Origin of the sequence: Acidiphilium multivorum AIU301 (assembly GCF_000202835.1) — a bacterium.
Taxonomy (GTDB): Bacteria; Pseudomonadota; Alphaproteobacteria; order Acetobacterales; family Acetobacteraceae; genus Acidiphilium; species Acidiphilium multivorum.
Map to the genome: position 1 here is coordinate 1,509,673 of NC_015186.1, position 22,005 is coordinate 1,531,677.

Below are 22,005 nucleotides of genomic sequence, written 5' to 3' on the forward strand. Positions count from 1 at the left end.
AGGCTTTACTCATTTTGATAAAAAAGATATTAAATTAGACAGCTAATGTTTTGGTCTTAAAATATCGTCTTGTGGGAATAATCTGTGATCAGTTTGAGATTACGCGACGAACGCGTCAACTGCACACAATCTCCAACCCAGCCTCCCCGCTCCTTCCGGCCCAAATGCCTCTACGGTGCCATACTGGCCATGGTTGGCCTCATGCCCAATCTGGTTTGTGGTATCGCAGATGCCAACACAATACGGGATCTCGGATTTCCCCAGGGCATTACCCTGAGGAGTGACCACCTCCATGCCAGCGTGTTCATGCCGGTCACTCAGGGGGCCATCGGGGGCGACCTGACCCTGCGTTTCATGGCTGCGAGTACACTTGGTGCCGGTGCGGCGCTGACCGTCGAGGCCAATGGCACGCCGGTGGATACCGTTCCCGCCAGCGACGCCGGTTCGCCCATCCGCATCACGATTCCGGCCTCGCTTGTGACAGGGCAATCCTCCTTTCTGCGCCTGACCTTTATCGAGACACTGCCGCCGGTCCGGCGCGGTCACTGCGGCGGCCGCTCTCCGGCAAGCACATGGATCCGCATCGCCGCAAATACCGGCTTCACGCCATCCGGCGGCAAGGCAGGCGTCGGAACCGCTTGGCGCGGACTTTCGACACCCGTGACGATCGCGCTGCCGTCACAGCCGAGCCTCGCCGACATCGATAGTGCGCTCATTCTGTCCACCGCGCTTGTCGAGCGCGGAATCACGCCGTTCGTCTCCGATCAGCCCGACGCATCGATCCGGATCGACCCATCCAATGACCCGAAACACGATGTGGCAAACGTCGAGACCGGCACCGATGGTCAATCCCAGATCGTCGTCGGCTCGCCCGCCGCGGCGCGCGGTCTCGTGGTGGCCGATCAACTGACCGCCGGCATTCGCTCGGCAGGCGTCACGGCGACGCTGGCGAGCGCCGCCACCAAACGTCAGGGGGCCGATGCTGTCACACTCGGAGCGCTTGGCATCGCCTCGAAAACGGTGACGGTATCCGGCACCAGAACCTTGCCAATTCCTCTCGTTCCGGCGTCCCTGCCGGTCAACAGGCACGTCACTGCCGTAATTCTGGAGGGGAGAGGCGCCGCCCTTCCACCAGGCGACGCCGAGGCCGTTACCTTGCTGGTGGGCGGCAACGTCGTCTGGAGCCGAGCCTTTCGGGGCGCCGTGAGGCTTGACCATGTGCGGATCGATCTGCCCCAGCGACTTCTGTCGGCAGGGGCGCCCGTCACCTTGCAACTGAGCCGGCTTGGCCACACCGAAGTGTGCTCGCAGCCTGCAGGGGTGGACTTCACCCTCATGAACAATACCGAACTGGTTCTGGGGAATGGCCCGCGCCGGCCGACAAGGTTTAACGGGTTTTCCCCTGCGGGCGGCGGCTCGGTTCCCGTGCTGACCGACCTGCCGGCGGCGGCACTCGGCCCGACCCTGCCGCTCGTCGCGCAGTTGCTGGGCAACCATGAGGTCAATCCGATCGCCATCAATGTCATCGCCGCGAACGGACCACCGACCCGTCCGTTCCTGCTGATCGCTGACAAGCCCGATGATGTGGTGGCACAGGCGCCGCTGCCGCAACCTCGGGCGCCGCACGCCGCCCGAAAGCTTTCGCTTCCCGGCCGGTCGGCAGCGATAGAGCTGCCGCATATTCCTAAATTGACCGTTCTCCAGCTGGTCGCGACCAAGACGGGCGTTCCGGGACTGTGGTTGACTCCCGGCCCACGATCCAGCCTGGCTCAGGCTGTGTTGCCCGGCGATGGTAACATCGCCTTCTATGATGGATCGGGACCGCCAGCGACCTTCGAGACGGCCACATACCGGGCGGACTTCCACGGTTCTGCCGTCGCCAGCGTGGCGGGCATCGTCGCGGCCTGGCGTCGGGAGCTCTTTGCGGTCATCTGGTTGCTCATCGCTGTCGCTCTCGTCGTGATTCTCGCGCGGCGGAGACACCGTCGATGAGGAGAATAATGCCGGCATGGCGGCTGGCGGCGCTTGTCATCGCCGGCACCGCCGCAACAACATCCGCCGCCAGAGCGGGTGCCTGGCCCGAGCCCGTCGGGCACTGGCTCGCGATCGAGACGTTCAGCGACTATCACGCGGCGACCCAGGGCTATGGCCAGTTCGGCCAGCCGGCCGGGCGAGGCCGCTATGTGCAATATGAGTTGTCTCCCTACATCGAATATGGGCTCACTCCACGATTGACTCTGGGTTTCCAACCCAGGGCTCAGGAAGTGATACAGTCGAACCTGCCGGGCACCCGTGGGGCCACCGGCTTCGTGCAATTCAACCTCTGGGCACGCTATGCGGTGTGGCGCGACGCATGGAACGTGATCTCGGTACAGGGGCAACTGGGCATCCCCGGCGTGCAAAGTCCGGCCTCCCCCGTTCTTGCCCAGCCAGGCGCCGAATATGAAGGCCGCGTGCTGTTTGGCCATGCCTTTCGCCTGCCCGGTGGCTGGTCCGGCTATACCGATCTCGAAGCAGGCTATCGGATGGAAGTCGATGGCTGGGCCGATCAGATCCGTGCCGACGGGACGATCGGTATTCGCCCTCGGCGAGGCTGGTTATTGCTCGCGCAAGGCTTCAACACGATCAGCGTCGGCACGGCCGCGCCCGGCGGATCGGATTACAATCTCTACCGCGTCGCGTTTTCCGTGGTGCATGACCTTACTCATCATGTCGCTGTGCAGGCAGGCCTATGGCATGACGCCGGTGGGCGAAACGTCGCTCTCGGCAATGCTGGCTTTCTTGCCGTTTGGCTGAGGTTCTGACGCATGCCCGCTTCGGGCCGGCCACCATGGCGGCCGCCTTCCGCTCGCGATCTGGCAGCACTCGACCGCCTGGTGCAAGCGGGCAGCGTCACCCCCTTGCAACGGGACGAGGCGATCCATACCGCCTATGCCTGGCGCGTCAGTCTGCCAGACGTGTTGAGCGCGATGTATCGCGTCACCAGCTTGCGATGGGCACGAGAACTATCCGCCGCATCGGGTTTGCCGCTTGTCGATCTCCGGGCCAGTCCGTGCGATCACACGCTGCTTGCCGAAGCCGAGCATGACCTTTACCTGCGTCACCTGTTTATTCCCTGGCGGCGCCAGCCGGACGGCGTTGTGGTGATCGCAACCCTGAATCCCGAGGATCCTGCGATCCGCGCCCTCATGCGCGAACGCATGCCGGGCTGTCACGTCGAGTTCGTGATCACGTCGAAATTCGATTTGATCTGGGCCGTTCAACGGATATTTGATCCAGAATTGAGCGAAGCGGCGCGCGAGGCGCTGTTCAACCGGAATCCGGAACTCTCGGCAAAAGTCACGCTTTCGGCGGGCCAGAAGACCGTCGCGGTGGGGATTGGTCTTGCGCTCCTGCTCGCCCTGGGCCTGGCCCCCCGCCTGACGCTGCTCGGCATCATGGCGACGGTTTCCGCACTGTATGCGTCCCTGTTCGCGTTCCGCGGTGTCCTCACGATCGTCGGAAGCGGGAGGCGGACCGATATATCCGTCAATGCGAGCGAACTCGCCGCACTCAAGGACGGGGATCTCCCGGTCTTCACCGTTCTTGTTCCGATGTATCGCGAGGCTGAAGTATTGCCGATCCTGGTCGATTCGATCCGACGCCTCGATTATCCGCGGGCGAAGCTCGATGTGAAACTGGTGCTCGAAGCCGGCGACACCGAGACGATCGAGGCAGCAAAGGCCCTCGGTGCTGAGGATCTTTTCGAGATCATCCGGGTTCCGGACAGCCAGCCGAAAACCAAGCCAAAGGCGTGCAACTATGCGCTTCGCTTCGCGCGCGGCGAATACACCGTGATTTTCGACGCCGAGGACAGCCCTGAACCCGACCAGCTGCGCAAGGTTGTCGCGCTGTTCAATGCCTCCGGCCCCGAGGTCGCCTGCGTTCAGGCACGGCTCAACTATTTCAACCGTGATGACAATTTCCTGACCCGGATGTTCACACTCGAGTATAGCCAATGGTTTGACTATCTGCTGCCCGGCCTGTACCGGCTGAACATACCTATCCCCCTCGGCGGCACGTCGAACCACTTCCGAACCGAGGTGCTGCACGAACTCGGCGCCTGGGATCCCTACAACGTCACCGAGGATGCCGATCTTGGCATCCGCCTCACGCAGGCTGGCTATCGGGTGGCCGTGGTCAATTCCACAACATTCGAGGAAGCAAACGGCGTCCTGCACAGCTGGATCAACCAGCGCAGCCGATGGATCAAGGGCTATATGCAGACATGGCTCGTGCATATGCGCCGGCCGGTCGAGCTTTACCGGCGGCTGGGGCCGGTCGGATTTCTCGGCTTCCATATGTTCATCGGCTTCCCCCCGATGACCGCGCTGATCAATCCGTTGCTCTGGATCATGTTTCTCGTCTCGGTCATCGTTGGGCGATCGGCCGTGGCCGGCTTCTTCCCGGGGCCCGTTCTGGTGCTTGCGCTGTTCGATCTGATGGTGGGCAACGCGATGTACGTGTATTTCAATATCGTCGCTGTCGCGAAGCGTCGCTGGTACGGGTTGGTTCCATGGGGACTGCTTGCCCCTGCCTATTGGGTATTGCACTCCGTGGCGGCCTACAAGGCACTCCTGCAACTCATCACCAACCCTCATTATTGGGAAAAGACAACCCACGGAACGTCCTCGCGCACTCAGGAAACCATTGCCAGCCTCAAGGCGGGTTCCGCCACGGGAAGTGAGGCACAGTGAGTAGCGGCGCAAACCACATCCAGGTCCGCGCTTCCGGCCCCCTGGTCACGCGTGCGTGGCGAGTGGCGCTGGTCGTCGGCGGGGCGTCGTTCTTGTTGTTCGCCGCGGCCGCCCACAAGCTCCTGCTTGCCGGCGCGATCGAGCCCGCCCTGCGCGAGTCCTGGAATCACGCCAACTCGCAGATGTTGCTATCCGGGCAATGGCCGATGTTTGTGATGATCAATCTTCTGCACCTGATACCGGGATGCGGCCCATCCTCGATGGTCGTCATCACAATAACGGCCACCGCTCTGGCGCAGGGGCTTCTGGCGCGTGATCTCATACAACGCGGTTGGTCACCAGGTTTGGCGGCATCGGGTATTCTTGTCACCAGCGCGAACCCGGTGATCGTCATCATCGCGACCAGCGGAGCACCAATGATCTTTTACACGATCGTGGTGGGACTCCTGATTCTGGCGATCGATCGCGTCGAAGCGATCGCCGATACGCGGGCACTTATACTGCTCGGAGTTGGCGTCGCCGCGATGTTCGTCCTCTGGCCAAATGCGATCTACTGGGTAGCGCCCACATTAATCGTGCTGCCCCTCGCCTTTCGCGAAATGAACAGCATTTCCGCCGCGGTCGCGCTATTCACCATTGCACTTCTGCCAGGCTTCATTGTCGTATCGTCGATGATATTAAGCGGTGCAATGTTCGGGCGCCCGCCTGCCGAAGCGATCGCTGTATGGAACGCGATCCTGCACGGGGCGGCTCCACAGGAAGTCCTTCACAGCGCCTGGTTGGCCTCTTTTGGCGGCCAGTTCACGGCAGCGTTTGTCGCGCTGGCGCTGATGTGCGCAACTATCGCGCCAAGAAGCTGGCTGATCATCTGGCGCCTCGGGCTCAACCGGCGGGAGCAAACCCAACCGGCCACGGCCCTTGCGGCCTTATTGCTGCCGCCGATTTCAGGCGCCCTGGCGACATATTTCTGGCACCTCGACGCACCAATCGTCGTCGTTGCCTGCAGCCTGGCTGCGGTCGCCAGCTGGACCGCCACAGCGAGCCTGCGCCACGGCGAGCGAGCGGCCTGGGTATTGCTGTCACTGGCCGGAACATCCTTCGGATGGGCGGCGCCACTTTTGTGGCAGGACTCCGGACTTGCTCACTTGCGCCACATATTGCTGACATAAGGGGCCATTGATCGTGTGTTGATGATCGTCTGCTGATCCTTCCAGCCATTCGCCCCTTCCTATATCAAAAAAGCCCGTTACGATTGAGATTTCCATCATCATTTATAACCTTAACAACACAAGAAAATTATCAAATAGGTTGTCGTCTCGTTTGATTAATTGCACAATTTTTCAATCAATTGCCGCCACTCGCATACACGGCGTGACCAATCGTACTCTTCGGCAAAATGAGCCTGCTGGGCGAGCGATCGCTCTGGCTGACCGTTCCACGGATTATCAAATTCCTCGCGCAATTTTGCGGCAAAGGTCGCTGCATGTGCGTTGGCGTCAACCGTCCAAGGATAGACGTGCGCAAATCCGCTTGTGGTTTCTGGCAGTGCGCCGAGCGACGGGCAAATCACCCGGCAGCCCGCAGCCATCGCTTCAATCACCGCAAGGCATGAGGTCTCCGCGAATGTGCTGGGGTAGGTGAGAAAATGCATGTCCCGAAGCGCCATGCGTAGTTCGGCATTAGGGACGATACCATGATAAAACACACCTGATAACGCTTGCGCTCGTTCATAGAGATGGCTGTAAGGGCCGTCGTCGCCAAGATAAAGTTTCATGGACGACCAGACGTGCAGTTCGGCATTGACTGGGTTGATGTGTTCCCAGGCGTCGAGAAGTACGGAAAGACCGCGGAACGGCGTGCTAGCATAAGCACAACGCCAAACAGGAGCTGCTTCCCATCGCCGCGGCGATGCGTTGACGTCAGTCGCATTGCGCAGCACCACACAACGTTCCGGCGGTAGCCCGAATGTCTTGAGATATTGTTCACGCTGCCAGTGGGAGACAAAAACAAAACAGTCGACCAAATCGACAGTCGCCTTGTCTGAACACCATTGAACCCATTCCTGGTTGACGTCATGGTGTATCCAGACCACACGCGGCCTGGAGTCCTTTTCGCTGCCGGGGTGGTTGATTTGAAGGTTGATGCGATCGAGTTCCTGAGCCATCCGTTGCTTCAGGCCACCAACCATCAACTCAGTCCCAGCCATTGGCGTCTGCGGGACCCATGTAGACTTTTTCGAATCAGCAGCTGAGGTGACAGGATGAAATTGCCGCACGGCGTCGGCTTAATCTGTGGGCGAAAGCCGCGATCTACCCACGTCACGATGTATGTCGATTTTATTTCCGTCGCCTATGGTCGCGGCGCGCTGCGATCCGTCCGCTGCCACCTCGTCCGCTGCCTTTGGATAAAATTGCAGATTGTATTGGGCTAGGGAACGCACATGTTCAGGAACGTCGGCGCTTTGTGCAAGCCAGTTGCACGCCGCAGCACCGCGCGCCTTACGCGCTGGACCGGGCGAATAATTCGCCGCAATCGACAGTTCCTCGCGCAGCCCCCAATCGAAAATGTAATCCTCGATAAACAGCGTGTCGCGGTCAGGATATCCTAGCGCAATCCCTTGTTCTGCAAACAGCGCCGCCGCTTCGGTTCGGCTGCGCTCCCGGTGGTAACGCGCGAGATCGTACAGCGGTTCTGCACGGTGTGGGCGTTGGCTGAAGGCGGCCAGCGATTGGCGCACGAATCCGCCGTCGTCACCGAGACGGAGAAGACAACGGGCCTCCTGCAACCGCGCATACCACGCTTCCTCATCCCCACCGCCCATCGTTGCCCGCTTGGCGTAGGCCTCGACGGCCTCAGTCAACCGTCCGGCATCTCGGTAGCTCTGGGCGAGATAGAACACATAACGGGCGTTCTCAGGATCATCGGCCAACGCCTCGGTCAGCAGCCGGATATCGCGTTCAAATTTGTCGACGCGGTTGGCGCCGCTTGCATGGTCTTTGAACCACACGCCATCAAGCCGCTGGCGATCGCCATCGACGGCGAGATACTCATGCGTGACACCATGATACAGCGCTCCGGCATTCCGGCGAACAAGTCGGGCATTCCAATAGCTGATGCCCGCATGCTGCAGCAAATCGTAACATGGGGCTTGGAGTTTTTGCTGGAAGTCGGGGTCGTCGACGACGAGTTCCTTATCGGCATCATTCAGCAATAGATAATCGTACTCGATGGGTGTCGCATAAGCATGTGCCAGCGCCTCGTTGCGAGCCTGCGCGAAATTCTCGAACGGAAAACTATGCAACTCACCAGGAATGCCGCGCTCGGCAAAGAACGAACGGATAAAATCCTGCGTCCCATCAGTCGAGCCGGTATCGCCGATAACCCAAGCCGAAATCCACGGTGCAACAGCGCCAAGACAACGCGCGAGATTGGCCATCTCGTTTTTCACGATCATGTTCAGGCAGATCGTCTTCCTATCAGCCATCAAAATCCCCTTATGATCAATACGCATATCGATAATAGGCGCGCCTCTCGGAGGAGAGGGTGTCGTTAGTTATTCACTAATTCACTTGAACTAACTATCTGTTATCGATATCGCAATGCTTGTCGTCCTCCGTGATCGGATAGGCGGCGACACCACTCACCCAACCAGGACCGTGGCACCATCGAGCACACCCGCCGGGATGATCGCAGCCACACCGGTCCAGCGACCATGGGTCTCCAGTTCCCAAGAGCCGGACCAAAAAAGATAGTTGAGCGATTTTATCGGGTTGTGATTCAGTTCGCTTTCGAAGACATGACCGGCCCCCACTGAGTGGTCGGGGTTGAAAGTTGGTGCAATTTCACCTCCGGCCTTGGCGGCGGCGCAGTGTCTGGCGCTGGGGGCCGGTCAGTCATGAGACAGGCGATGCACAACGACGATCCGGCGTTCCGGAAAGCCTATCTAAAGCCTATCTGCGGATGTTCGTCAGCGAAATCATGGTGGAGACCGGCACCGTGAGCATCGACGGTCGGCGTTCAGCCCTGGCAGCAGCCATCGGGTGGGATCATGAACCCAGTGCGATTGACGGTGCCCAGATCCATCGCAAGTGGCGTCCCGTAGGGGATTCGAACCCCTGTTATCGCCGTGAGAGGGCGACGTCCTAGGCCTCTAGACGAACGGGACTTTCTGAAAGTGTGGGTAGCCGAGTGGTGGGGGCAGGTCAAGCGGGAGCGGCGTCGATCAGGATCAGGCTGACCGAGGTTCTGCCATTCCATTGTTCCGCGCGGATGTGACCTGCAAGATTGAGCGGTGCGCCGCCCGGACGGGCCAGCGCGGCCGCAAGGTCGCCGTCTCCGGCGCGGAACAGGATCGTCTTCAGCCGGCCACCGGCCTCGCCCTCGACGAAGGCGCGGATCGTCGCCTCGTTCCGGCCGATGCGGTCCGCCCGCAGGACCCGCGCCCGCGGCACCACGAACACCGGCTCCTCGTTGCCGGCGCCGAACGGCCCGACGCGGCCGATCGCCGCGGCGAGCGCCTCGTCGATCCCGCCGACAGCCGCCATGCCCTCGATCGGCAGATCGGCCGCGTCCGGCAGCGTCGCGGCCACCGCCAACCGCTCTGCGAGGAAGCCGCGCAGCGCCTCGATCCGACCGGCTTCCACCGTGAAACCCGCGGCCATGGCGTGGCCGCCGCCCTTGATCAGCAGCCCCGCCTCGCGCGCGGCGATGATCGCGCTGCCGAGATCGACCCCCGGCACCGAGCGGCCAGAACCCACCGCCCTGCCCTCCGCGATTCCCGCGACCAGGGCCGGACGGTTGAAGGTTTCCTTGATCCGGCCGGCGACAATGCCGACCACGCCCGGATGCCATTGCTCGCCGGCAACCAGCGCGACCGGCGCGCCGGCGGCGAACTGGGCCTCGGCGTCGGTCATCGCCTCGTCCAGCAGCCCGGCCTCCACCGCCTGGCGCTCGCGGTTGATCTCGTCGAGGCGGCGCGCCAGCACCATCGCCGTCGCCGGCTCGGCGGCGAGCAGCGTGCGCAGCCCGAGATCCGCCTCGGCGATGCGGCCGGCGGCGTTGATCCGCGGGCCGATCGCGAAGCCGCAGGTCATCGTGCCCGGCGCCTCCCTCACCTGCGCGACGTCGAGCAATGCCGCGATTCCCGGCCGTTCCCGCCGCGCCATCACCTTCAGCCCCTGGGTCACCAGCGCGCGGTTGAGGCCGGTGAGCGGCATCACGTCGCAGACCGTCGCAAGCGCGACGAGGTCGAGCATCGACAGCAGGTCGATCTCGCGCCGCGTCGCGAAGAAGCCCCGCCGGCGAAGTTCGCGCTGCACGGCGACGAGGGTGAGGAAGCTGATCGTCGCCGCGCAAACGTTGCCGAGGCCCGACGCATCGTCAGCGCGGTTCGGGTTCACCGTCGCCACGATGGCGGGCGGAGCCCCCTCGCTCTTGTGATGGTCGAGAACGATGGCATCCGCCCGGCCGTCGAGCGCCGCGAGCGCCTCATGCGCCGCCGTTCCGCAATCGACGCAGACGACCAGTTCCGCCCCCTGCCCGGCAAGCGCCCGCAGCGCCGGCGCGTTCGGCCCGTAGCCCTCGCGGAGCCGATCCGGCACGTAATTGATGGTCGTCGCGCCAAGTTCCCCAAGGCCCAGCGCCATGAGCGCGCCCGAACAGGCGCCGTCGACATCGTAATCGCCAAAGATCGCGATGGTCGCGCCGCGCTGCACTGAATCGGCGATCCGCGCCGCCGCGGCATCCATGTCGGTCAGCGCCGAGGGATCGGGCAGATAGGCGCGCAGCGTCGGCTCGAGGAAATCCGCGGCATGATCGGGCATCACGCCGCGCCCGGCGAGCAGCCGGCCGATCACGTCCGGCACGCCGCAGCGCTGGGCGATGGCCTGCGCCGTGCGGTCCGCGGCCGGGCGCCAGAGCCAGCGCCGGCCGGTCAGGCTGCGTTCGACCCCGAAAGCCGGCGCCGCCCCGTTCAGGCCGGCGTCCACGGCTTGGTCTGGAAGTTGTGATGCGCCTCGATATAGCGGACGGTGCCGGATTTCGACCGCATCACGATCGAGTGCGTCACCGCGCCGGTCGCATACCGCCGCACGCCGCGCAGCATCGGGCCGGTGGTCACGCCGGTCGCCGCGAACATCACGTTGCCCGCCGCCATTTCGTGAACCTGGTAGAGCCGCGACGGATCGGCGATGCCCATGCCCTTCGCCCGGTCGATCTGCGAGCTGTCCTCGAACAGCAGCCGTCCCTGCATCTGCCCGCCGGTGCAGCGCAGCGCGGCCGCGGCGAGAACGCCCTCCGGCGCGCCGCCCGAGCCCATGTAGATGTCGATCCCGGCCTCGGGTTGCGCCACCGCGATCACGCCCGAAACGTCGCCATCCCCGATCAGGGTGATCCGCGCGCCGGCCTCGCGGCACCGCGCGATCAGCTCGGCATGGCGCTCGCGCTCCAGCGTGCAGACCATCAGGTCGGAAATGTCGCACCGCTTGGCGCGGGCGAGGTTGCGGAGATTTTCCTCAACCGGCGCATCCAGCGCCACCACCCCCTCGGGCAGATCGGGACCAACCGCGATCTTGTCCATGTAGATATCCGGCGCGTGCAGGAAGTTGCCGCGCTCCGCCAGCGCGATCACCGCGATCGCGTTCGGCGCGCCCTTGGCGGCGATGGTCGTGCCCTCGAGCGGATCGACGGCGATGTCCATCTCCGGTCCGCCGGCGCCGACGCGTTCGCCGATATAGAGCATCGGCGCCTCGTCCATCTCGCCCTCGCCGATCACGACGACACCGTCGATCGCGACCGCGTTGAACGCCTGGCGCATCGCGCCGACGGCAGCCCCATCCGCGCTGTTCTTGTCGCCCCGGCCGATCCAGGCCGAGGCCGCGAGCGCGGCGGCTTCCGTGACGCGCACGAGTTCGAGGGCGAGGTTACGGTCCGACTGGGCCGGGGTCTTGGCGTTGTCCATCTTCGCGGTCTCCTGCGGGTCGAGCGTCGATCAGGCCTGTTCGATGCGGATGAGCGCCGGCGGCTCCTGCACCGCCGGCAGTGCGGCGATCTGCACCAGCGCCGCCGCCATCGCGGCCTCGTCAGTCTCATGGGTGATGATCACAACCGGCACCACATCGCCCGGGCTGCGGCCGCGCTGGAGCATCGTTTCCAGCGAGATGCCGTGATCGCGCAGCACCGCGGTGACATCGGCGATCACGCCGGGCTGATCCAGCACCATCAGCCGCAGGCAATAGGCCCCGCGATGCGCCGCCATCGGCACCGAGGCCTCGCTGCGCAGCGCATCGGGCGCCATGCCGAGCATGGGCGTCTGCCGGCCGCGGGCAAGGTCGATCAGGTCGGCCACCACGGCCGAGGCGGTCGGCCCCGCCCCGGCGCCGCGCCCCTGGATCACGATATCGCCCACCGGCTCGCCGCTGATCACGACCGCGTTGTTCACGCCATCCACCTTCGCCAGCGCCGAGTTCTCCGGCACCATCGCCGGATGCACGCGGGTCTCGATTCCGGCCTCGCTCGCGCGGGCGATGCCGAGCAGCTTGATCCGGTAGCCGAGCTCGTCGGCGAAGGCGATATCCACCGCGCTGATCCGGCGGATGCCCTCGACATGCACCGCCCCGAAATCCACCTGGCGGCCGAAGGCGATGGCCGCGAGGATCGCCAGCTTGTGGGCGGTATCCACCCCGTCGATATCGGCCGAGGGGTCGGCCTCGGCATAGCCGAGCGCCTGGGCCTCGGCGAGCACGTCGGCGAACTCCATCTTCTCGTCGCGCATCCGCGTGAGCATGTAGTTGCAGGTGCCGTTGAAGATGCCGGACACGCTGGCGATCCGGTTGGCGCCGAGCCCCTCGCGCAGCGCCTTGATGACGGGAATGCCGCCCGCCACCGCCGCCTCGAAGCGGATGCCCGGCCCGCCGCGGATCAACCCCGCGAGGTCGCCGCCCGCCTGCGCGATCAGCGCCTTGTTCGCCGTCACCACCGGCTTGCCCGCGGCCAGGGCCGCCTCGACCAGGTCCCGCGCGGCACCTGAAGCACCGCCGATCAGCTCGACGACGACATCCACGGCCGGATCGGTGGCGAGCACCAGCGGGTCCTCGACCCAGCGGATACCCTCGAGCGACACCCCGCGATCCCGCGTCCGGTCCCGCGCGGACACCGCCACCACGCGCACCGGCCGACCGGCCCGCGCGGCGATGATCGCCGCATTCTCCTGCAACAGCCGCACGACCCCGGCGCCGACCGTCCCCAGCCCGGCGATCCCGACCGACAGTTCACCATTCATGCCGAGACGCTCTCCTGCTGGTTGGGCGCATTGCCCGGTGCCATGAAGGCGCGGATGTTCCGCACCGCCTGCCGGAGCCGATGGGTATTTTCGACGAGCGCGATGCGGACATGGCCATCGCCATACTCGCCGAAGCCGATCCCCGGCGCGACCGCGACCTTGGCGCGCTCCAGCAGCAGCTTCGCGAAATCGACCGAGCCGAGATGCGCGAAGCGCTCCGGAATCGGCGCCCAGGCGAACATCGACCCCGCCGGGCTCGGCACGTCCCAGCCTGCCTGCGCGAGTCCCTTGATCAGCACGTCGCGCCGTTCGCGGTAGAGCGTGCGCATCTGCTCGACGCAGTCCTGCGGCCCGTTCAGCGCCGCCGTCGCCGCGACCTGGATCGGCGTGAAGGCGCCGTAGTCGAGATAGGACTTCATGCGCGCGAGCGCCGCGACCAGCCGCGGATTGCCGGCGGCGAAGCCCATGCGCCAGCCCGGCATCGAATAGGTCTTCGACATCGAGGTGAATTCCACCGTGATGTCCTTCGCCCCCTCGACCTGCAGCACCGAGGGCGGCGGCTCGCCCTCGAAATAGATCTCGGCATAGGCGAGATCGGACAGGATGAAGATCTCGTGCTTGCGGGCGAACGCGACGATTTCCTTGTAGAAATCCAGCGTCGCGAGATACGCCGTTGGATTTGAAGGAAAATTCACGATCAGCGCGGTCGGCTTCGGCACCGAGTGCCGCACCGCGCGGTCGAGCGCGCGCAGCATCTCGTCATCCGGCGTGGCCGGCACCGAGCGCACCGAGGCCCCGGCGATGATGAAGCCGAACTGGTGGATCGGGTAGGACGGGTTGGGCACCAGGATCGTGTCGCCCGGCGAGGTGATCGCGTTGGCGAGGTTGGCCAGCCCCTCCTTCGAGCCGAGTGTGGCGATCACCTCGGTCTCCGGGTTCAGCTTCACGCCGAAGCGGCGGTCGTAATACGCGGCAAGCGCGCGCCGCAGGCCGGGAATGCCCTTGCTGGTGGAATAGCGGTGGCTGCGCGGGTCGGCCACGGTCTCGACCAGCTTGGCCACGATATGCGGCGGCGTCGCGCTGTCGGGATTGCCCATGCCGAGGTCGATGATGTCCTCGCGCCGGTTGCGCGCGGCCGCCTTCGCCTGGTTCACCTCCGCGAAGACATAGGGTGGAAGGCGGCGGATGCGGTGAAATTCCTCGGTCATGATCGGTCCTGAGCGTCCGGTGTGGTGGGTTTGTGGCGGGGGTATAACATCTGTGCCGCACCGCCGCGACCGCTGGCGAGCGCTTCGAGGCGAATGTCTGCCGCCGGCACGCCGGCGACCTCGAGCGCGTTGGCGATCGCCGTCGCGCGCAGAAGGGCGAGCCGCAAGCCGGCCGGATCACGCCCTGGCGCAAACCCGATTGCGGCAATGGGGCGCCCGGCGCGCCGCGCCGCGAACGCGCCCAGCAGCGCGATCTGCGCCGGCGACAGCACGGCTTCGCGCGGCCGGAAGCCGAGACGCAGCGGCGGCACGGAAGGCGGCGGCGGCGCCGCGGCGGGGGCTGGCGGCTCATGGCCAGCCATGAGGTTCTGGCCGCGATTCGCCGCCTCCAGCCGCCCGCGCAGCGCCGCCTGATCGGCGGGGGAAATCGATGTCGGCCGCGGCGGCACCGAAGCCAGGTTCGGCCAGGGCGAATCGAGCCCCGGCGCGGGCGGCGGCCCCGAGCTGATCACCCCGCCCTCGTAGCGGTGCAGCAGCGCCGCCGGGCTGTAGGCCGCGCAGCCCGACAGCGCGATCACCGCGAGCGCGGCCATTACGGCGACGATTCGACTCGGGGTTTCAGGGGTGGGCGGAATCTGGCTATAGGTCACTTCGGCTCCTCGCTTGCGCCACCAACCTTAGCGCCTGCATCCCGGAGCCGGAAGGAGCGTCGATGGCCGAACAGCAAAATCCGCGGACGGAAGCCCCAAACCTTCCCGATCCCGCCGCTTTTTCCCGCACCATGGCCGATATCGCGGCCCGATCGCAGCGCATTGTGGCCGAATGGCTGCAACGCCAGCACGAGGCCGATGTCGCGATCGATCCGCTCAACATCGGCAGCGCGTTCATGGAGATGATGGCCCGGCTGATGGCCAATCCCGCGTCGCTGATCGAGGCGCAGATCGGCTTCTGGCAGGATTACGTCACGCTCTGGCAGCACTCGACCCGCCGCATCATGGGAATCGAGACCCAGCCGGTGGTGCCGCCGGACCCGCGCGACAAGCGCTTCCAGCACGAGGAATGGAAGGAAAACGAGATCTTCGACTTCATCCGCCAGAGCTACCTGCTCTCGGCCCGCTTCGTGCAGGATGTGGTCCGCCGCGTCGACGGGCTCGATCCGAAGACGGCGCAGAAGGTCGATTTCTACGCGCGCCAGTTCGTCGACGCGATGAGCCCGTCGAACTTCGCCCTGACCAACCCCCAGGTCCTGCGCAAGACCGCCGAGACCGGCGGCGAAAACCTGCTGCGCGGCCTGTCGAACCTGCTGCGCGATCTCGAGGCCGGGCGCGGCCAGCTGCACATCCGCATGACCGACGCCGAGGCCTTCAGCGTCGGCGGCAACATCGCGGTCACGCCGGGCAAGGTCGTCTACCGCAACGAGCTGATGGAGCTGATCCAGTACGCCCCGGCGACCACGACGGCGCACAAGACCCCGCTGGTCATCTTCCCGCCCTGGATCAACAAGTTCTACATCCTCGACCTGCGCCCCAAGAACAGCTTCATCCGCTGGGCCGTCGAGCAGGGGCACACCGTCTTCGTCGCGAGCTGGGTGAACCCGGACGAGCGCCTCGCCGAGAAGGATTTCGCCGACTACATGAAACTCGGCGTGTTCGCCGCCCTCGACGCGATCGAGCAGGCCACCGGCGAGCGCCAGGTGAACGCGATCGGCTACTGCCTCGGCGGCACGCTGCTCGCCGCCACCCTCGCGGTGATGGCCCGCCGGCGCGACAGCCGGATCAAGTCCGCGACCTTCCTCGTCACGCTGACGGATTTCGCCGATGTCGGCGAACTCGGCGTCTTCATCGACGAGGAACAGCTCGCCGCGCTGGAAGACCGGATGAACCGGCGCGGCTATCTCGAAGGCTCGGCGATGGCCACCACCTTCAACATGCTCCGCTCGAACGACCTGATCTGGAGCTTCGTGGTCAACAACTACCTGCTCGGCAACGAGACCTTCCCCTTCGACCTGCTCTACTGGAATTCCGATTCCACCCGCATGCCGGCGGCGATGCACTCGTTCTATCTTCGCAACATGTACCAGAGGAACCTGCTGAGCCAGGCGGACGCCATCACCCTCGACGGCACGCCGGTCGATCTCCGGCGGATCAAGGTGCCGGTCTACTTCCTCTCCTGCCGCGAGGACCACATCGCCCCCTGGGCCAGCACCTACCGCGCGACGCAGCTGATGGCCGGGCCGAAGCGCTTCGTGCTCGCCGCCTCCGGCCATATCGCCGGCGTGATCAACCCGCCGGGCAGCGGCAAATACAACCATTTCGTCAACGCCACCCTGCCGGCGAACGCCGAGGACTGGTTCGCCGGCGCGACCGAGGTGGCCGGCTCCTGGTGGCCGGACTGGCAGCGCTGGATCGCCGCACAGGGCCGCGGCGAGGTTCCCGCCCGCACACCCGGCGACGGCGCCCTCCCCGCCCTCGCCGATGCCCCCGGCGATTACGTGAAAGTCCGATCGGCTTGAACCAGCCGGATGCGGCCGGCGGCATCGCGATGGTGCTGCCCGCCAGCGAAGCCTTTGTCCCCGGCCGGGCCGGCGCGATCGCCCTGGTCGTCCGGCGGCTCGCGGCCGCCACCGGTGCCTCGGTCATCGGCGCCGCCTGCGCGGAGCCGGGCTTTCCCGGCATTGCCTGCGATCCGGTCCGCTTCCGCGCGCCGCTCGCCTACAATGCCGGCGTGCTGCGCCGGCTGCGGCGGCTCCGCCCGGCGAGCATCGACATCCACCAGCAGCCGCGCCTCGCCCGGCTTGCCGCGCGCCTGCTGCCCGGTAGCCGGGTGATGCTGTTCCTGCACAACGAACCGACGACGATGCGCGGCCTCACCAGCCCGGCGGCGCGGGCGGGCACGCTGCGCCGCCTGCACGCCGTGGTCTGCGTCTCCGATCATCTGCGCGCCCGCTACGCGACCGGCCTTGCCGACACCGCCCGCCTCGTCACGCTGCACAACCCGCTCACCCTCGCCGAACTGCCGGCACCTCCCGATGCGCGGCGGCGCGAAATCCTGTTCGCCGGCCGCATCGTCGAGGGCAAGGGCATCGCCGATTTCATCGCCGCCAGCGCCGCTGCCCTGCCGCGCCTGCCCGGCTGGTCCGCCCGCATCATCGGCGGCGACCGCTTCGGGCCGGACAGTCCGGAAACCCCGTTCGTGCGCGAGATGCGGGCCCGCGCCGGCGCCGCCGGCATCGCCTGGGACGGCTACCGGCCGCACGACGAGGTTCTGGCGGCGATGGCCGGCGCCGCGATCGTCGCGGTCCCGAGCCGCTGGCCCGAACCCTTCGGCCTGACCGCGCTGGAGGCGATGGCGGCCGGCGCCACCCTGGTCGCGACACGGGCGGGCGGCCTGCCGGAAGTGGTGGGCGAGGCCGGGCTGCTGGTGCCGCCCGGCGACGCCGCCGCGCTGGAAGCCGCCTTCCTGCGTCTGGCGGGCGACGACGCGGCCCGCGACCGCCTCGCCGCCGCCGGCCGCGCCCGCGCGCAATTGTTCGACACGCCCGTCATCGCCGCCCGCCTGCAGCGGTTGCGCGACGCCGAAACGCCGGTATGAGCGGGGCATGACCATGCAACGCGCCGCCCTCATCGCCGCCCTGATCCTGCCGTTTGGCCTGCTTTACGCCCGCGCCGGCGCCGAATTGGCGATGGGCGCGGTCGATATCCTGTTCCTCGTCCACGCCGCCCGCACCGGCGACTGGCGCTGGGCGCGGCAGCCCTGGTTCGTGTTCGGCTGCCTCTGGTGGATCGCGGTGATGATCTGCTCGACGCCGATCCCCGCCCTCGGCCTCGGGCCGGGCGGCTGGAAATCCTTCACCCAGGCGCTGGTGCTGATCCGCCTGCTGGTGCTCGCCGCCGCCCTCGGCCACTGGGTGCTCGATACACCGGCCGCGCGCACCCGGTTCTGGCTCGCCCTTGCCGCCTGCGAAGCCTGGATCCTGCTGCAAAGCTGGCAGCAGGAGATTTTCGGCGTGAACATCTTCGGCGACCACCGCTGGGGCGACGGCGCGCTCACCGGCCCGTTCTGGGCGCCGCGCGCCGGCCCGCCGTTCAGCCACCTGCTGTTTCTCACCGCCCTGCCCGTCATCGCGGCGCTGATCGCGCGGCGGGGCACCGCGCCGAAACTCGCGGCCGCCGCCGTCGGCGGGCTCGGCTTCGCGACAACGCTGGTGATCGGCCAGCGCATGCCCTTCGCGCTGGCGCTGCTGGGCCTCGCCGTCACCGCCCTCGCCTTCCGGCCGATCCGCCTGCCGGCGATCGGCCTCGGCGTGCTGATCGTGCTCGCGATCCCGGCGCTGAAACTGGTCTCGCCGCCCAGTTTCGACAAGCTGGTGCTGGAGACCGGCCGCCAGGTCAGCCATTTCGCGAAAAGCCCCTATGGCGAACTCTACACGCGGGCAACGGTGATGATCGAGCACGCCCCCTTGCGCGGCTATGGCTTCAACGGCTTCCGCGATTTCTGCCCCGAGCCGCGGTTCGATCGCGGCCTCCCCGCGCTCGGCATCGGGCCGACCAGCCTGAAGCGCGGCGCCTGCAACATCCATCCGCACAATTTCTATCTCCAGGCCGCCCTCGATGGCGGGCTGATCGGCCTCGTGCTGTTCGCCGCGATGAACGCGGCCTGGCTGCTGGCACTCGGCCGCGGAATCATGCGCCGGCCGATGGCGCTCGGCGCCTTCATCGGCGTGCTGACCTATGCCTGGCCGCTCGCCTCGACCGACAATTTCGCCGTGCTGCCGATGGCGGGCTGGCTCTTCGTCATGCTCGGCCTCGGCCTCGCCCTGCCGCGCTCTGGTCCGCCCGAGCCCGCCTGCCTATATCCCGAAGCAACGATACGCCCCACCACGACAGGATCTCCCGCATGAGCGATCTCGTTCCCGTCACCGTCCTCACCGGCTTTCTCGGTGCCGGCAAGACCACCCTGCTCAACCGCATCCTCACCGAGGATCACGGCCGCAAATACGCCGTCGTGATCAACGAGTTCGGCGAGCGCGGCGTCGACAACGACCTCGTCGTCGATACCGACGAGGAAGTCTTCGAGATGAACAACGGCTGCATCTGCTGCACCGTGCGCGGCGATCTGATCCGCATCATCGGCGGGCTGATGAAGCGCCGCAACCGCTTCGACGGCATCATCGTCGAGACCACCGGCCTCGCCAACCCCGCCCCCGTCGCGCAGACCTTCTTCGTCGACGAGGACGTGAAGGCGAAGACGAGGCTCGACGCGATCGTCACGGTGGTCGACGCGAAGAACCTGCCCGCCCGCCTCGCCGACGCGCCGGAAGCCGAGGACCAGATCGCCTTCGCCGACGTCATCGTGCTCAACAAGCTCGACCTCGTCACCCCGGAGGAACTCGCCGATGTCGAGGCGCGAATCCGCACGATCAACCGCTTCGCGCAGATCCACCACACGACCCGCGCCGACGTGCCGGCCGACCGCCTGCTCGGCATCAACGCCTTCAGCCTCGACCGCGTGCTGCAATCCGTGCCGGATTTCCTCGAGGAGGATTCCCACACCCATGACGAGCACATGAGCAGCATCAGCCTCTCGGTGAAGAAGCCGCTCGACCCCGAGCTGTTCAACGCCTGGATCGGCGGCATCCTCGCCACCCAGGGCCAGGACATTCTGCGCACCAAGGGCATCCTCGCCTTCGCCGGCGAGGATCGCCGCTTCGCCTTCCAGGCCGTGCACATGATGGCGGATGGCGATTTCATCCGCCCGTGGAAGGATGGCGAGGAACGCGAAAGCCGCATCGTCTTCATCGGCCGCGATCTCAACCGGCCGATGCTGCGCCGCGGCTTCGAAAGCTGCATCGCCGAATGAGCGGCATGGTCACCGACGCGGACGAGATGCTCCGTGTGCGCGGCGTCTCTCACGATTGCGCCGAGTTCGTCACCGCCCTCGCCTTCGACCGCGCCGGCGGCACCCTCGCCGCCGGACTCGGTGACGGGCGGATCGTGCTGCGCGGCCTCGCCGGCGGCGACTTCGCCGAACACGCCTGCCACGACGGCGCGGTGCTCGCCCTCGCGCCGGATATCGACCAAAGCGGCTTCTGCTCCGGCGGCGATGACGGCGCGCTGAAACGCCTCGATTCCGCAACGGGCGAAAGCACCGAACTCGCCAGCTTCGGCATGAAATGGGTCGAGCACGTTCTCACCGTGCCGGACCGCAAGGCGCCGCTGCGGGCGGCCGCGGTCGGCAAGACGATCCACCTGCTCGATGCCGCCGGCGCCACACTCCGCACCCTCGCGCATCCCTCGACCGTCGCCGGCATGGCGCTCGATCCGAAGCACCGCCGCCTCGCCGCCGCGCATTACAACGGCGCCTCGCTCTGGTTCGTGCGCTCCGAGAACGCGAAGCCGCAGGTCTTCGAATGGAAGGGCAGCCATCTCGCCATCGCCCTGCATCCCGATATCGAGGCGATGGTCACCACCATGCAGGAAAACGAGCTGCATGGCTGGAAACTGCCCGACGGCCAGCACATGCGGATGAGCGGCTACCCGACAAAGCCCGAATCGCTCGACTTCACCCGCTCGGGCAAGTGGCTCGCCACCGCCGGCGCCGAGGCCATCGTGATCTGGCCGTTCTTCGGCGGCGGGCCGATGGGCAAGGCGCCGCTCGAACTCGCCGCCGGCGAAACGGTGGTCCGCCGCGTCGCCTGCCATCCGCAGCACGAGGTCGTCGCCGCCGGCTTCGCCGACGGCTCGGTCGTCGTGGCCGACATCGCGCGCGAACGCATCCTGCCCGTCGCCGCCGCCGGGCGCGGCGCGGTCTCCGCCCTCGGCTGGAGTCCGAACGGCGCCCATCTCGCCTTCGGCACGGAGTCCGGCTTTCTTGCCCTGATCGATTTCTCGCGAAAGGACTGACATGACCAGCATGCCCATCACCGGCGGCGCGCTCGCCATGCCCAAGCTCGGTCTCGGCACCTGGCGGATGAGCGGGCGCGACTGCACCGCCGCCGTCACCCGCGCGCTAGCGCTCGGTTATCGCCATATCGACACCGCCGAGATGTACGGCAACGAGGAGGCCGTCGGCGCCGCCCTCGCCGAAAGCGGCATCCCGCGCGACGAGATCTTCCTCACCACCAAGGTCTGGTACGAAAACCTCACGCCGGACGGCGTGCGCCGCGCCATCGAGGCCAGCCTCGCCAAGCTGCGCACCGACCATGTGAACCTCTTCCTGATCCACTGGCCCTCGCCCTCGATGAATCTCGCCGCGGTCCTCGCCACCATGGCGCATCTCAAACATGAAGGCCTGGTGCGGCATATCGGCGTGTCGAACTTCACCGTCGCGCTGATGCGCCAGGCGGTGGAGGCGATCGGCGCCGAGATCGCCTGCAACCAGGTGGAATATCACGTCCTGCTCGGGCAGGACGCGGTGCTCGACTACGCGCGGGCCCACGGCATCACCGTCACCGCCTATTGCCCGCTCGCCCAGGGCCGGCTCGGCGACCATCCGGCGCTCGCGGAGGTGGCCGCGAAACATGGCGCAACGCCGGCGCAGGTCGCCCTCAAATACCTGCTCGACCAGGACGGTGTCGCGGCAATCCCCAAGGCCGCGCGCGAGGAAACCCAGCGCGCCAACCTCGCCGCCCTCGCCATCACCCTCGATGACGAGGACCGCGCCGCCCTCGCCGCCCTGCCGAAAAACCAGCGCTTCGTCGATCCGGCCTTCGCGCCGGACTGGGACTGAAAAAAAACCGGCCGGCGTTGTCGCGCCGGCCGGCCTCACCCCGTTCTGAAGGCTA

17 protein-coding genes and 1 tRNA gene are annotated in these 22,005 nt (G+C 66.2%); 10 read left to right on the plus strand and 8 right to left on the minus strand.

All coding sequences use genetic code 11. The features are described 5' to 3' along the window. Positions 1–201: 201 nt before the first annotated feature. From ACMV_RS06615 to ACMV_RS06630, 4 genes are all read left to right on the plus strand, one after another. Complete coding sequence (locus ACMV_RS06615; protein WP_231844497.1) at positions 202–1,992, plus strand: cellulose biosynthesis cyclic di-GMP-binding regulatory protein BcsB; 1,791 nt, start codon at positions 202–204, stop codon at positions 1,990–1,992. Beyond that, on the plus strand, positions 1,989–2,804 hold the full coding sequence (locus ACMV_RS06620; protein ID WP_011942137.1) for a hypothetical protein: 816 nt from the start codon (positions 1,989–1,991) through the stop codon (positions 2,802–2,804). Before ACMV_RS06615 ends, ACMV_RS06620 begins: the two co-directional genes overlap by 4 nt. 3 nt (positions 2,805–2,807) lie before the next feature. Next, positions 2,808–4,736, plus strand: coding sequence for a glycosyltransferase (locus ACMV_RS06625; RefSeq protein ID WP_011942138.1), 1,929 nt, complete (start codon positions 2,808–2,810; stop codon positions 4,734–4,736). A 62-nt stretch (positions 4,737–4,798) separates the two neighbouring features. Then, entirely contained in the window at positions 4,799–5,905 is a 1,107-nt protein-coding gene (locus ACMV_RS06630) for a hypothetical protein (RefSeq protein WP_007424375.1), read from the plus strand. Positions 5,906–6,060: 155 nt separating this feature from the next. Here the strand turns inward: ACMV_RS06630 and ACMV_RS21465 are convergent, their stop codons facing one another. The 8 genes from ACMV_RS21465 to ACMV_RS06665 form a co-directional block, all read right to left on the minus strand. Beyond that, positions 6,061–6,942 (minus strand): glycosyltransferase family 4 protein, encoded by an 882-nt coding sequence (locus ACMV_RS21465; RefSeq protein ID WP_231844498.1) that lies wholly within the window; start codon positions 6,940–6,942, stop codon positions 6,061–6,063. A gap of 78 nt (positions 6,943–7,020) precedes the next feature. Next, positions 7,021–8,220, minus strand: a complete 1,200-nt coding sequence (locus ACMV_RS21470; RefSeq protein ID WP_231844499.1) for a glycosyltransferase — start codon at positions 8,218–8,220, stop codon at positions 7,021–7,023. Positions 8,221–8,825: 605 nt separating this feature from the next. Next, positions 8,826–8,901: transfer RNA gene (locus ACMV_RS06640), tRNA-Glu, on the minus strand. 37 nt (positions 8,902–8,938) lie between these two features. After that, the gene (recJ, locus tag ACMV_RS06645; RefSeq protein WP_013639935.1) at positions 8,939–10,723 is read right to left on the minus strand and encodes a single-stranded-DNA-specific exonuclease RecJ; all 1,785 of its coding nucleotides are present in this window, start codon (positions 10,721–10,723) and stop codon (positions 8,939–8,941) included. Further along, entirely contained in the window at positions 10,708–11,694 is a 987-nt protein-coding gene (gene glpX, locus ACMV_RS06650) for a class II fructose-bisphosphatase (protein WP_007423249.1), read from the minus strand. The genes recJ and glpX overlap by 16 nt, the downstream gene beginning before the upstream one ends. A 30-nt stretch (positions 11,695–11,724) precedes the next feature. Next, on the minus strand, positions 11,725–13,014 hold the full coding sequence (locus ACMV_RS06655) for a homoserine dehydrogenase (RefSeq protein WP_007423250.1): 1,290 nt from the start codon (positions 13,012–13,014) through the stop codon (positions 11,725–11,727). Then, on the minus strand, positions 13,011–14,222 hold the full coding sequence (locus ACMV_RS06660; RefSeq protein WP_007423251.1) for an LL-diaminopimelate aminotransferase: 1,212 nt from the start codon (positions 14,220–14,222) through the stop codon (positions 13,011–13,013). Before ACMV_RS06660 ends, ACMV_RS06655 begins: the two co-directional genes overlap by 4 nt. Next, on the minus strand, positions 14,219–14,872 hold the full coding sequence (locus tag ACMV_RS06665; protein WP_011942143.1) for an OmpA family protein: 654 nt from the start codon (positions 14,870–14,872) through the stop codon (positions 14,219–14,221). Before ACMV_RS06665 ends, ACMV_RS06660 begins: the two co-directional genes overlap by 4 nt. A 62-nt stretch (positions 14,873–14,934) precedes the next feature. Between ACMV_RS06665 and ACMV_RS06670 the strand changes: the two genes are divergently transcribed. Genes ACMV_RS06670 through ACMV_RS06695 form a run of 6 tightly spaced genes read left to right on the plus strand, consistent with a single transcriptional unit; the run spans position 14,935 to position 21,950 of the window. Continuing rightward, entirely contained in the window at positions 14,935–16,734 is a 1,800-nt protein-coding gene (locus ACMV_RS06670; protein WP_013639936.1) for a PHA/PHB synthase family protein, read from the plus strand. Continuing rightward, positions 16,731–17,813 carry a glycosyltransferase family 4 protein gene (locus tag ACMV_RS06675; protein WP_013639937.1) on the plus strand — a complete coding sequence of 361 codons (1,083 nt, stop codon included), beginning with the start codon at positions 16,731–16,733 and terminating at the stop codon, positions 17,811–17,813. Before ACMV_RS06670 ends, ACMV_RS06675 begins: the two co-directional genes overlap by 4 nt. Before the next feature lie 7 nt (positions 17,814–17,820). Next, positions 17,821–19,122 (plus strand): O-antigen ligase family protein, encoded by a 1,302-nt coding sequence (locus ACMV_RS06680; protein ID WP_013639938.1) that lies wholly within the window; start codon positions 17,821–17,823, stop codon positions 19,120–19,122. Beyond that, positions 19,119–20,081, plus strand: coding sequence for a CobW family GTP-binding protein (locus ACMV_RS06685; RefSeq protein WP_007422593.1), 963 nt, complete (start codon positions 19,119–19,121; stop codon positions 20,079–20,081). Before ACMV_RS06680 ends, ACMV_RS06685 begins: the two co-directional genes overlap by 4 nt. Next, positions 20,078–21,124: a WD40 repeat domain-containing protein gene (locus ACMV_RS06690; RefSeq protein WP_013639939.1), complete on the plus strand. Its 1,047-nt coding sequence runs from the start codon at positions 20,078–20,080 to the stop codon at positions 21,122–21,124. Before ACMV_RS06685 ends, ACMV_RS06690 begins: the two co-directional genes overlap by 4 nt. Position 21,125: 1 nt before the next feature. Next, on the plus strand, positions 21,126–21,950 hold the full coding sequence (locus ACMV_RS06695) for an aldo/keto reductase (protein WP_007422591.1): 825 nt from the start codon (positions 21,126–21,128) through the stop codon (positions 21,948–21,950). The last annotated feature ends 55 nt before the right edge of the window (positions 21,951–22,005 follow it).

Coding starts and splice junctions, on each gene's coding strand:
- ACMV_RS06615 (WP_231844497.1), top strand. CDS start 202: ATGCCCAATCTGGTTTGTGGTATCGCAGATGCCAACACAATACGGGAT.
- ACMV_RS06620 (WP_011942137.1), top strand. CDS start 1,989: ATGAGGAGAATAATGCCGGCATGGCGGCTGGCGGCGCTTGTCATCGCC.
- ACMV_RS06625 (WP_011942138.1), top strand. CDS start 2,808: ATGCCCGCTTCGGGCCGGCCACCATGGCGGCCGCCTTCCGCTCGCGAT.
- ACMV_RS21465 (WP_231844498.1), bottom strand. CDS start 6,942: ATGGCTGGGACTGAGTTGATGGTTGGTGGCCTGAAGCAACGGATGGCT.
- ACMV_RS21470 (WP_231844499.1), bottom strand. CDS start 8,220: ATGGCTGATAGGAAGACGATCTGCCTGAACATGATCGTGAAAAACGAG.
- glpX (WP_007423249.1), bottom strand. CDS start 11,694: ATGGACAACGCCAAGACCCCGGCCCAGTCGGACCGTAACCTCGCCCTC.
- ACMV_RS06655 (WP_007423250.1), bottom strand. CDS start 13,014: ATGAATGGTGAACTGTCGGTCGGGATCGCCGGGCTGGGGACGGTCGGC.
- ACMV_RS06660 (WP_007423251.1), bottom strand. CDS start 14,222: ATGACCGAGGAATTTCACCGCATCCGCCGCCTTCCACCCTATGTCTTC.
- ACMV_RS06670 (WP_013639936.1), top strand. CDS start 14,935: ATGGCCGAACAGCAAAATCCGCGGACGGAAGCCCCAAACCTTCCCGAT.
- ACMV_RS06680 (WP_013639938.1), top strand. CDS start 17,821: ATGACCATGCAACGCGCCGCCCTCATCGCCGCCCTGATCCTGCCGTTT.
- ACMV_RS06685 (WP_007422593.1), top strand. CDS start 19,119: ATGAGCGATCTCGTTCCCGTCACCGTCCTCACCGGCTTTCTCGGTGCC.
- ACMV_RS06690 (WP_013639939.1), top strand. CDS start 20,078: ATGAGCGGCATGGTCACCGACGCGGACGAGATGCTCCGTGTGCGCGGC.
- ACMV_RS06695 (WP_007422591.1), top strand. CDS start 21,126: ATGACCAGCATGCCCATCACCGGCGGCGCGCTCGCCATGCCCAAGCTC.